Source organism: Yeosuana marina, assembly GCF_011762485.1.
In the GTDB taxonomy this organism is placed as follows: Bacteria; Bacteroidota; Bacteroidia; order Flavobacteriales; family Flavobacteriaceae; genus Yeosuana; species Yeosuana marina.
In genome coordinates this window covers 85,797-97,707 of sequence record NZ_JAAKGI010000003.1, presented here as the reverse complement: position 1 = coordinate 97,707, position 11,911 = coordinate 85,797, and the positions used below count along the sequence as shown (strand labels likewise).

Annotated in this window: 8 protein-coding genes; 2 read left to right on the top strand and 6 right to left on the bottom strand. The window is 31.7% G+C overall.

What is annotated here, in order from left to right; genetic code table 11:
* Positions 1-6: 6 nt before the first annotated feature.
* A complete protein-coding gene (locus G5V56_RS05060; protein WP_166962487.1) occupies positions 7-3,069 on the bottom strand; it encodes a SusC/RagA family TonB-linked outer membrane protein in 3,063 nt (1,020 codons plus the stop codon).
* 248 nt (positions 3,070-3,317) lie between these two features.
* Between G5V56_RS05060 and G5V56_RS05055 the strand changes: the two genes are divergently transcribed.
* On the top strand, positions 3,318-3,608 hold the full coding sequence (locus G5V56_RS05055; protein WP_166962483.1) for a hypothetical protein: 291 nt from the start codon (positions 3,318-3,320) through the stop codon (positions 3,606-3,608).
* A gap of 269 nt (positions 3,609-3,877) precedes the next feature.
* Positions 3,878-4,126: a helix-turn-helix domain-containing protein gene (locus tag G5V56_RS05050; RefSeq protein WP_166962480.1), complete on the top strand. Its 249-nt coding sequence runs from the start codon at positions 3,878-3,880 to the stop codon at positions 4,124-4,126.
* Between the two features lie 87 nt (positions 4,127-4,213).
* On the opposite strand, the gene G5V56_RS05045 is transcribed toward G5V56_RS05050, so the two are convergent.
* The 5 genes from G5V56_RS05045 to G5V56_RS05025 form a co-directional block, all read right to left on the bottom strand.
* Positions 4,214-5,485, bottom strand: a complete 1,272-nt coding sequence (locus G5V56_RS05045; RefSeq protein WP_166962475.1) for a hypothetical protein — start codon at positions 5,483-5,485, stop codon at positions 4,214-4,216.
* The gene (locus G5V56_RS05040) at positions 5,485-7,707 is read right to left on the bottom strand and encodes a sensor histidine kinase (protein ID WP_166962469.1); all 2,223 of its coding nucleotides are present in this window, start codon (positions 7,705-7,707) and stop codon (positions 5,485-5,487) included. Before G5V56_RS05040 ends, G5V56_RS05045 begins: the two co-directional genes overlap by 1 nt.
* Complete coding sequence (locus G5V56_RS05035) at positions 7,700-8,929, bottom strand: DNA cytosine methyltransferase (RefSeq protein ID WP_166962465.1); 1,230 nt, start codon at positions 8,927-8,929, stop codon at positions 7,700-7,702. Before G5V56_RS05035 ends, G5V56_RS05040 begins: the two co-directional genes overlap by 8 nt.
* 429 nt (positions 8,930-9,358) lie before the next feature.
* Positions 9,359-10,774, bottom strand: a complete 1,416-nt coding sequence (locus G5V56_RS05030; protein WP_166962460.1) for a hypothetical protein — start codon at positions 10,772-10,774, stop codon at positions 9,359-9,361.
* A 121-nt stretch (positions 10,775-10,895) separates the two neighbouring features.
* Positions 10,896-11,909, bottom strand: a complete 1,014-nt coding sequence (locus G5V56_RS05025) for an endonuclease/exonuclease/phosphatase family protein (protein ID WP_166962453.1) — start codon at positions 11,907-11,909, stop codon at positions 10,896-10,898.
* Positions 11,910-11,911 lie beyond the last annotated feature (2 nt).

Genomic DNA, 11,911 nt, shown 5'->3' with positions numbered 1-11,911 from the left:
TTAAAGTTAAAAGCCCAATTGAACACCTAAAGTAAATTGGCGTAAAGGAGGCAAAATAGTTTGTGACGACTGTTCGGGATCTGGACCATCATAGCCAGTAATTGTGAATAGATTTTGACCTTGTAAATACACATTTAAATCCATCCCATAGCTAAATTCCTTTGGGATCTTGTAGCTTAAAGAAATATTCCTTAAACGTATGAAAGACGCGTCTGATACTGCGGAACTACTTCTTCTCTGGTTATTACTACTAGTGCTTAAGCCACCATTAAAACCTCCAGAAGCTAGCATAAACGATGAAGCATCCCCAACTTCTCGCCACCTATCCAATAGTGAGACTGGTCCATTATTACCATAGCCCGGAGTTGCCTGCACCCTTAAGTTATTATAGTCACGTTGCTTTTTAAATTGAAAGAAAACATCTAATGTCAAGTTTTTATAGCTTAATGTATTTCCCAAACCTCCAAAAAGTTCAGGAGAGAAATCTTCAATCCACTGTCTATCTTCCGGACTACTTATTGAACCATCATCATTATAATCCTCAAATTGATAGATACCTGTGTCTGGATCTACTCCCAATGCGTGATATAATTTCACAATGGTTAAAGGTTGTCCGATCACGTATGTATTTGCAAATGTTGATGTTTCCAAATCTGGAAAACTCACTAATCTATTCTTGGGTAAGCTTATATTAAACGCAGTCGTCCATTGGATATGGTCTGTTTGAATGTTGCTGGTATGCAAATTAATCTCAAGACCTGTGTTTTCAACCGTGGCATCAAAATTTCCAGTGAGTTCTGTAAAACCGGTGGTATTAGCCAACGGAATACCTATGAGTTGGTTTGAGGATCTATTTTGGTACCAAGCTGTATTTATCTGAATTCTATCATTAAAAAAACCAAGCTCTAAGGCCAGTTCCAGTTTTTTGTTAACTTCCCATCCAAATAAAGGGTTGAAGATCCCAGTAGGTTCTAAAGTATTGGTTCCGTTGTATTCAAAACCCGTGATGCCATAAGTATCCAAATACTTATAATCACCTATATTATCACTTCCTGTTGCACCATAACTACCTCTTAATTTTCCAAAACTTAAAAAGGTATTATCACTTAAAAAAGACTCTTCTGAAAAAAGCCATGCAGCTCCTAAAGCTCCAAAATTCCCAAATTGTCTACCAGAACCAAAACGGGACGAACCATCTCTTCGTCCTGTCAGGTTAAAAAAGAATTTATTTTTCCAATCTAAATTTATACGACCAAAAACGGCATGGTAATTATAGTCACTATCACTATCTTGTCTCACCTCAAGAGTTTTTGCTGCGGATAAGTTTAAAATCAAGTTATTGTTTGGGAACCCAGTACCTTTTATAACTAATTGTTCCGCAGACTCACTTTGAAATGTGGTACCTACTAATACACTCAAATTAATATCCCCCCAATGTTGTTCCAAATGAATTTGTGGTTCTGCAATCCAAGAGGACCTTTTAGAATTGTTAGTGGTTATGGATGAATAATTTTCAGGCGTAAACTCAAATTCTGGATTCCTTGCAGTACTTGGTAATATTCTATAAGATTCCAATCTATAATTATTATAGCCCAAATTTGTTTTTAGTTCTAAATTGTTTAGTAATTCATAAGACAAACTTGCATTTGCAATAAGGGTATTAATATTTACTTTGTAATCTTCTTGTAAAGATGCTAATGGGTTATCAAAGGTGTTGTTTTCCCAATTTAATTGTCCTTCTTCATCATACAATGCAGGTGCATTTGGTAATAAGACATAGGCCTTTCCTGTTAAATCTGTTCGGGGCATTTTGTTATGCTCCAAAGTATAAATAGTGGACAAATTTATTTTAAAACGGTCATCATCGGAGCGATGGCTGATAGTATTATGAAATGAAGTTTTCTTATAGTTGGAATCACCAGGAAATACAGTCGTTTCTTTTTGATGCGCACCACTAATCAAAAATTGAGTTTGAGCACTTCCACCAGAGACTGAGAGTTGGACATTATTTCTATAGGCCGTGCCTCCTATTAATTCTTTTTGCCAATCGGTATAACGGTTTTGATCCCACGTTTTTAAATCTGGCCATACAAAATCAAACGCTGGATTTTCCAAAAATGCCCCAAAACCGTCATTAACAATCCCTTCCCTCCTAAGTTCTAAATACTGCTCGGTATTCATTAAGTCTAAGAAGTGAGACACCTGTCCCAAAGAACTACTCATATTAAGTTTAAACTGAGTTTTACCTATTTCACCTTTTTTAGTCGTAATTAGCACTACACCATTGGCTGCTCTAGAACCATATATTGCTGTGGCATCAGCATCTTTAAGAACTTCTATGCTCTTTATATCATTGGGATTAATGGCATTCAACGGACTAATGTTAGCCCCATTAATTCCAACTGATATATCGACAGCCCCCAAGGACTGAGATCCAAAAGGCACCCCATCAACGATGTATAACGGATCAGTTCCACTATTTATAAAATTCTTCCCTCTAATCTCAATGTTATAACCCCCACCTGGCACACCTGTAGTTTGGACAACATTCACTCCCGGCAGGTGTCCTTGCATCGCTGCCAATGGGTTGTTAACGGGTTGTTTCTCAATAGTTTTTGATTCTATCTTAGCAATACTCCCTGTACGTTCCCTGTCTTTCACCCTATAATATCCTGCGTTGATCTCTACGGTATCCAAGGACATGACCTCTGGTTCCATGATGACATTTAACTCATTACGACTATGTATAGGAATTTCTTGAGTTTTAAAACCGACAAAGGAGAACACCAACACCTGGTTATTATTAACATTTATAGTATACCCACCATTAAAATCGGAGGTCGTTCCTCTCTGAGTTCCTTTAACTATAATGGACACTCCTGCTAGGGGCACCCCATTACTATCAGTGATTTTCCCATGAATCTGGGACTGTTGCATTAAACCAACAACATGTGTGTTGGCATATAACATCTCAATATTAGCTAAGCTATGGGCATATAATGAGACACTAAAGATTTGGATAACACAGAATAGGACAATCCTACCCCTATATATTGGATTATTTTTCATAATTTTGAATTAGTATTAGACATATTTTTGTTTATTAGAACCTCCTACAAGACTGTGCAAAAGTTTTAGGAGGTTTTTTTAGTATTTATATTTGTTTTTAAGGCATAGGCAAAGGTGTTATTTAGTTGGTTTTTCAAATCATCTATCCACGCCCTTAACTATTAACTCTATTTAAAATAGGGCATAGAAAGTCCGGGAAGCACTATGATACTAGGCTTTTAAAGGAAATTTGTCCGGATACAATTAAAATGAATCATGCGTCAGTTATGGGAATAGGAAGTAAAACAACATCCGGAAACAAAGGTCAAGGTAAGCCCATAACAAAAGGCCTATTATATAGGGTTCTTGGGTTTTTTACTAAACAGAATATCAAACACCGTATGCTCCAACATGGTACCATGCTGAAACAAACTATTTCGATTTATCATACAAAACCCGTATTGCATCATGTTTTTAGTTTAAAACCACTGTTTGCAACGCCTATAAAAAAACAAAAAAACAACGCTAAGAATATGCTAAGTAGAACCCTCAATGTATAGACACAAAAAAGGCGCGGAACTCAGCTTACTGCACTAGCGGTACTGGTATACCAAGGAACAATAAGTGAGCCCACGCCCATAGACGTGAGCATCTTACTTATCATCTCGTTCCTTTAAAATTACCAGTTTTCTAGTGCGAGACTCAAAGCGAATGCTTCAATATTTTATTTGAAGAATCGCAAAATTAATACTAATTACGAATATATGCAATTGCGAATTGTAATCCAAATGGATTACAATATTTTTTGAAAATTTAACAACATTGCAGGATGTCAGAGTTAGATAAAAGGGGTATTATTTTAAAAAACAAAATAGCTGAGAGGGTAAAGTTTTTAAGGATGAAAACTGGACTTTCACAGTCTGACTTTGCCAAATTACATGATATTGATAGACAGATTATAAATCGTTGGGAAAGTACTTCCAATAAAAGAGGGATAACCATCTATACTATCAAAAAATTTTGTGATATGATTGAAATTTCAATCAAAGAATTCTTTGATGACAAGATATTTGATTGACATATTTTACTCCTGATAGTAATTTTTGAGTTTTTCTTGACAAAAATAAAGGTTACACAAGTTGATACACAAAAGAGTATTAATTTATTAAATCACTTGAGTAATACCTAACCTACTTGAATAACTACTATATTCTACTTGCATTTCAGACAATAGTTCTTTGTTAAACACCTTAAGGTTATCAAACTCCGACTTAAAGATATTTTCAGGAACTGAAAAGTTATACCTAAAATCAAATAATAAAGCAGTATCATTTTCTTCATCACTGAAAAATAAATGATCAAAAATTTTAATTGAATCCGGTTTTGTATCCTTACCTAAAAATTTATTTTTATTATTTCTTTTAGGATTTGATATTTTAAGTCCACTTAATAATTTTAAATTTTTACCAAATTTATTTTGGGCAATATCGCATGGACGCGATAAAAGCAGTACTATTTTTGATATTTTTATATTCTCACCTTTTTGATTACTTAAATACTTATTTACAATTTCGTCATCATGAATAGAATACATTTCACACCATTCATTTTCCTTAAATTCAGAAATTATTCCTGGATATATCAAATCATGGACTAACTCTTTTTGAAGTTTAAAGTGGAACCAGCTATTTAACTCTTTATCAATTATGGGACTTTGGACACTAGTTAAATCATATAGTCCCTTAATATTAATTTCAGAAATTTTATCATTAACATGCATTTTAGTGTTTGAAATTAAAACAGTATCTAAAGCATCAAATAGCATCATTCTTTTTTTATTATTATCACCACTCATTTTTATAGAATCGCCTCCATGTGCAATAATTATTTTTTTGAGCTTACTGATTATTTGATCTTGTGTTTTAGTAATATTCCCAATAACCTCATTTGCTGAACTTTTGACACTTTTTTTCCATAATTGAATTTCTTCTAATGCCGGAGTAGCTTCAATTTCAGAATCAATCTCAAATAATAACTTACTAAAATCATACTTTTTATCACCTTTTATGTGATAATCTGTTTTACTCTTAACTAAATGAATAAATGGTATTCTATTATGTACTGTTAATATATCTAAAACCTCTTGAGATTTACTAACATCTTTAGTCCATAAAACCAAAACATAAAATGATTTGTCTTTAATAACTGCTCTAATCCAGTTTGAACATTGTTCCGCATCAAACTTACCAGAATAGTATAAATCAAGGAAAATTAAATTTACATCTGAAAAGGGACACTCTGGCATATCATCTCCATCAACATAATCAGGATTATACAATTTACACCCAATTCCTCCCTCAACATAATGATTCAAAATATCTTCAATTTCTTCTTTATGGTCATCTATTATGACAATACTTGGCTCAAAGTATTTCATTATTCTTGATTTTTACTAAATATTAATTTTACAGCAGCTCCATCATATTCTTTAGGAACATTATAGCTTTCTAATTCTGAATTATCAATTATTATATCAAATTTGCCATATTTAAGCATAATCGTATCAACTAAATATAAACCAATCCCAATTCCATCAGATTTTCTAGAGAAAAAAGGTTGAATTAATTCAGAGATATCATCTTTAAAACCTGGACCATTATCCGCTATTATTATAGCTGTGCCACTCTCAATCTTTAAAGCTTTGAAGTAAATCATTTTATCTTCTTTGTAAATTGTATCAAGCCAGTAAATACTATTGTCTAAAATATTCATAAGCATTGTGATATAAAATCTTTTATCACAAACTATACTTTTAATATTCTTTTCTATATCAATTTTATAGTTAATCTTACGATCTAAAAATTTAGTTTTATAATTGTTAAAAGCTCTATTAGTTGCATCATGTAAATTAATTTCTTTATCACCACCTTTTCGTAAAACTGAAATAATACCTTCTGTATACTGCTTTAATTCATCAACTTGATTAGTAATTACATCCAATTTTAAAGGATTGGTTTTAACAGTTTCTTCCATTCTTGGTACTAATTTTTCTATTTCATGAAGCGCAACTGAAGCTGTCATACCAACTCCAGCAGGTATTAAAAGAATTTTTTTGTCCTCCTCATATTTTTTCTCAATATTTTCAGCTTCTTCAAGTAGTTGTTTCTTCTTCTCTTCATTATTTAAATCAGTATTATCAAGAATACTTTTAAATTTACTTACTTTATTCTCGAAAAGATTTTTAGAAGATTTTTTATTTGCATTTAACCATTTAGTTCTATCTTTTAATCTTTCGTTTTTGATTTCATTTAAGACATAGTCAATGACTAACCGAAACATACTAAATGCTTCATTTTCAACAAAACCTTCTCTATTTGTTTTTTCGACTAAAGCGGAAGAATTTTGAGGATCCAAATAGATATATCCAATAATTTGATTGTTAGAAAACCATTCTTTATTATTTATTCTTTTTAAATCAAATCCAAGCCAATCGTCGCCTTTTTCACCATAATCAAAAACCCTCATATCACCTTTATAAACTTTAACTCCAGAATTTTCTTTAAGTATTTTTTTTATTATATCTGGGCTATCTGAATAATCTTTGAGGGAAATAGAGTCAAGATCATAAGAGTAAAATTCAAAAAACAAATCACCAAAAGGAAGAACTTTCTCGCTTGAATCATACTCATTTAGCAAAAAGTCGATTTTTTCTTTGCTATATTCTTTTCGTTCTAATTCTTCTCTAATATCTGGTTTTATTAGGCCCTTAATATTTTTATCGTATTTACTATTACCTTTTATTTCTCGAGTTCCTAAATCTGGCTTGTTTTTTAAAGCGAAACTATATTCAAAGGTTAAATTAAAATTAGTATCAATATGAGCTGTAACCTTATAAGGAGCTTCGTCAAGAATTTTTGTTGCTGTTGGAAAGTCTATCAACCATTGATTATCAAAATTCAAGTTTATCTTAAAACTCTTTTCTTCAATTTTAGGAGACAACATTGATAGGGTTTGCCCCTTTAAACTTCTCGCCATGCCTTTTGTCCAACTCTCTTTTAAGCCACTTAAATGAATATATGTACCACTTTCCCTTTTGAATCTAAATTCTTCAATATTCTTTCTTAGCTTCCATTTCACAGGTATATCCGAAAGATGTTTAGATTGATTAAAGTCCTTCCAATTTATATAAAGTTCTATTTCATAATCTGCTAATTCTTTACTGATTAACTCAGTTTCATCATCGTTATATTTTAAAATCAATGGACGAGATATTAGTAATATTTTGGTGCCTAATTTATGTACTGCAAATCTGCCAACCCCTTTTTCACCCATTGGTATTCTTTTATAAATAGGTGATTTAATAATTTGCCTTTCACCATTTAAATCAACTGGTTTTCTAAAATCTGATCCAGGTTCGAGCCATACATCTTCAACAATTTCTGATGTCATTCCTATGCCATCATCTTCAATAATAATTGAAGCATTTTCAACGTTCTCAACATCCCTAAAATAAACATCAACTTTTTTAGAATCAGCATCATAACTATTTTTCACTAACTCATATATGGCCATTACGGGATTCTTTATAAGTTCTTCACCTAAAAGAGTTAATATATGTGCTTTAGGATTAAAATGCTTTTCTTTTAATTCGTCAATCATTTACTTTAAGTTTATCTTTAATTGAAATTGCTATTTCATTAGCCATTAATGGTGGAACTGCGTTACCGATCTGTTTAAAAGCTGCTGTTCTACCTCCTTCAAAAAAGAAATCATCAGGAAACGATTGAATTCTAGCTGCTTCTCTTACAGATAATGACCTAACTTGTTTTTTATCTGGATAAATATAATGATGACCGTCTTTCGCTATATGGGCTACCATAGTATGAGATAAACCATTACCATCAACTACCTTAAACCTGTCAACAAATGATTTTTGGTTATTGTGAGTTTTTAATCTTTCTGGTAAGTCAGGATATTTTAATCTTTCTCCTTTTTCAAATTTATTAATGGCTATTTTATAAATTTCTAAATCCCTATTATTATGAGGTCTCGCAATATGTTGTGTCACAAAATCCACACCATTTCTTAAATCAAACTTTTTAAGATATTCGTTGGTATCTGTCACATATTCAGTTAAATTATTTTGCTCTCCTGGCTTTAATTTTTTTAAGTCTTTGAGCAAATAATTAACACTCCATGTATTAGGCTTAGTAGTAAATTTTGGATATGAAAATTTAAATTCTTTTCTCCATCCTATTAGAATAATTCTCTTTCTATTTTGCAACACTCCATATTCAGAAGAATTAAGTATATCGAATTCTACTTGGTAACCAATACTTCTAAAATGATCTTTCATATCCTCAAAGTAACCACCGTTATTTGCAGTTATTAATCCAAGAACATTTTCAAAAACAAAAACCTTTGGTTTGTATTCAGCTAAAAATTTTGCATATTCTTTGTAAAGGTGATTTCTTGGGTCTTTTTTCATTCGATCTTTATCTCTGGAACGACCCACTAATGAATATGCTTGACAAGGCGGTCCGCCTACAATTAAATCAATTTCAGAATTTCCAGATAATTCATTAATTAGTTTAAAAATCTGGCTGTTATTTTCCCCTCCAATACTTTTATTAATAACTGTATCGGAAAGTTTTGCATCCCCAAATTTTTTAATAAAAGTATCTCTTGAAATACTTCCTTTTAAGTAGTCATAATAATTATTTATTTTCCCTTCTTCCTTTAACTTATGAAAAGTCACTCTTGTTTCAAGAGTTTTACATGCATTTTCATCAATTTCAACATGAGCTACGGGATTAAACCCTGCTTTAATGAATCCTTCGGAAAGACCTCCAGCACCAGAAAACAAATCAATGAAGTTCATAAAAAATATTTTACAAATACCCAAAAATATGTATAAATCTCATAATAACCTGGTGTTCTGTACGATATTTTTTTGAAATAATATAAGACATGGCTATTTTATTAATAAACAAACTCTTTAAGCATTCCCATGTAAATTTGCATTAAAGATTAATCCAATTTGTTTTGTTTTCGTTTTGATGTTCAATAAATTTCCCATCTATTCCAATATTTAGAAAGAGAATATTACTAAACCTTTTTGGGTATAATTTATACTAAAAGCACATTTTGATACCCTTTCAGGTATAATATAATCATATTAAATATCACGCCCTTTTGGTTAATATTGGAAACCTTTTCATTTTTTGTCAAGGTTTAATTTATATCCCCTTTAAAAACTCAAAGATTCGGCAATAAATACCCATTACTGCCAAATCTTTGAATTATTATTTCATGGCTTCTTTTCCGTTTTCTTTTTAGTATAAATATTGAAAGGTATCCCCACTCTTATTCTACCTGTAAAATCATTAGTGACTTTAGTCTTATAAATAGCATTTTCCCAACCCATGTCAATACCAAAAGTAAGACTGGTTTGATCGTCCTTTACTTTTCTGAATATTGGACCAAAAAGGGTTGTAAAGTTATTATTAAAAAACACGCCTTTAGGTCTATCAATAAGATAATTATGGCTTACGGCTAAATTAAAACCAAAATTTTTCTTTTTGGTAAAAAATATTGCACTGTAGATATTAAAAGAGCCCGTTTTAAAGTTTTCTTTAATACTATTGAACCTTCCTAAATTTTGTTCATCATCATCTTCAAGTATATATTCAAAATTACTATCCTGAACTATTTTGGGAGTACCATTGATTAATGCATTTTCTAAAAAAGAACTTGAGGAAACTGACACGCCAATTTGATAGTACCAGATAGTTTCTTTTGCATTATGAGCATGATTAAAGTTAAATAATAAAACTGACTTTAGTTTGTTTAAATTGTCTGATAGGTTAAAAGAATTACTAAAATCGTCCAAGATATTTGCATCGATATTTTCTGCAGTGAAATTATATGTGCTGTTACCCAAATTTAAGTTTAAATCAAACCATTTTAGACTATAACCATATGTGATATCATTCTTCTTATCAAACTCGTATAAAATGTTATTTTCTATATATTTTTGCAATTTATTTTTAGTTTTCAAGGCCTCTAAGTATTCTTGGATTTTCTTTTCTTCTGCATCTAACATTGTATAGGCTTCTTCGTATTTTTTTTCCTTGATCATCTTCTTTACATCAGGCATCTCATTTAACAAGTCAGAGTAACTGGAAATTAAATGCTTCTTTCTATCTATATCAAAAATATCTTTTTTAAGATTTATTATATCCTTGATAATTGAAGAAGTGTATTTGTTTGATTTGAATAGTTGTTCACTTGCATTTATTCTACGTTTTGCATGTACTAGATTAAATTCTTTTTCGTTTCCTTTGAAAAACGAACTTGATTTCCCCACTTTTAGAATTAAACCTAGATTAAGACTAACATTATTACTCCAAGAATTATCAGAATAAAATTCAAATAGATTTTTACTGCCAGAGGCATTTGCACCTACTCTTGCATAAAGAGGAGATAACTTACTGCCTAATCTTAAATTTGCACTAATTGACACATTTGTTTTCTCTTTATTTTGAGTATATCCAAAAGCAGAAGAATTACTTACTAAATCTGAATTAGAAAAAATTACATAATTAAAAGCTTCAGAAATATTTTCTTTTAAAAGCTTATCTTGAATTGCATAATTTTTTAAATTATATTTATTCAATTCTGTATCTAAAGTTTTCTTGTAATTTTCTACTTCCTGCCCTAACATTTTTGATACAAAAAGAAGACAAATAAAAAAATGAAGGAACGTTCTCATAATGGTTAATTTTTAATAAGTATTAATAGATCATTAAACTTTGGCAAATCCTTGAATTTTTGCCAAAGTTTAATTAGGTTAATTTCTTCCGTATCACCACTGACACCGGTTTATGGTCACTCGTATTGGCATATTTCGGGTTATTAGCATTAATCAGGTCATGGATTTCATGCACCACATACCCTGCTTTACTTTCAATAATGAAAGGCAACGACCCATCCACCAAACTTTGGGTAAACAAGATATGATCCAATAAGATATGGGGATCTCTTTGCTCATCTATAAAATCCTGAAAATTGACACTCCAACGTAAGTTATCCTCAAAATCAAACAAGGCGTGATTAAGAAACCGTTCCGCTTCAAACACATTGCCTTGCAGGTTTGATAAAAGATCAAAAAAGATATATTGCTTTTCAAAAAACTCTTTACCAGGGCCATCATTTAAATCTCCCATCACCATAATAGCTGGGTTGGGAACCTGTTCAAATTTCGTATTAATGTAGTCCCTCAAATTAGCCACCTCCGTGGTCATCTTAATTCGCGCTTTAATAGCATCCCTGATAAAAGCTTTCTGTTTCTCACCACCCGCATTCCAACTACTTTTACCACTACGCACAAATTTACTTTTGGTATGTAGCCCTACGAGTTCCAATCGTGTGTTTTGCCATTCCAAAATCAAGACCTGTGGATGCCTGTAATGTTTATGCCTGGCCACTTCAAAATCCCCCCAATAATGAACATCCCAGCTCGCACTAGAGAATTCATCGTAAATTTTGGTAGGCAATAACGAGGCTCTATCCCTAAGCTTGGTTTTCACCAAGAACCAAATCCATTGCCTACCCTGTATCTTATAATCGTTATCAACGGCCTTAACCGGCACATATTTATTTTCCAAAATATCGGTACAAAACGCATCAATCTTAGCTTCCCCCTTAACGCCTTCTAGCATACACAGCACATCTGCATCGATATCCAAGATTTCCTTTTTAATGGCATCAATGCGCTTTTGTTTTTTACTATCAATGTTATCGAAAAGCTTGTCCAACCATTCCACATTCCATGAGGTTACTTTTAGTGTATCTCCCATAA

Coding starts and splice junctions, on each gene's coding strand:
- G5V56_RS05040 (WP_166962469.1), bottom strand. CDS start 7,707: ATGATTGACGAATTAAAAGAAAAGCATTTTAATCCTAAAGCACATATA.
- G5V56_RS05050 (WP_166962480.1), top strand. CDS start 3,878: ATGTCAGAGTTAGATAAAAGGGGTATTATTTTAAAAAACAAAATAGCT.
- G5V56_RS05035 (WP_166962465.1), bottom strand. CDS start 8,929: ATGAACTTCATTGATTTGTTTTCTGGTGCTGGAGGTCTTTCCGAAGGA.
- G5V56_RS05045 (WP_166962475.1), bottom strand. CDS start 5,485: ATGAAATACTTTGAGCCAAGTATTGTCATAATAGATGACCATAAAGAA.
- G5V56_RS05025 (WP_166962453.1), bottom strand. CDS start 11,909: ATGGGAGATACACTAAAAGTAACCTCATGGAATGTGGAATGGTTGGAC.
- G5V56_RS05030 (WP_166962460.1), bottom strand. CDS start 10,774: ATGTTAGGGCAGGAAGTAGAAAATTACAAGAAAACTTTAGATACAGAA.
- G5V56_RS05060 (WP_166962487.1), bottom strand. CDS start 3,069: ATGAAAAATAATCCAATATATAGGGGTAGGATTGTCCTATTCTGTGTT.
- G5V56_RS05055 (WP_166962483.1), top strand. CDS start 3,318: ATGAATCATGCGTCAGTTATGGGAATAGGAAGTAAAACAACATCCGGA.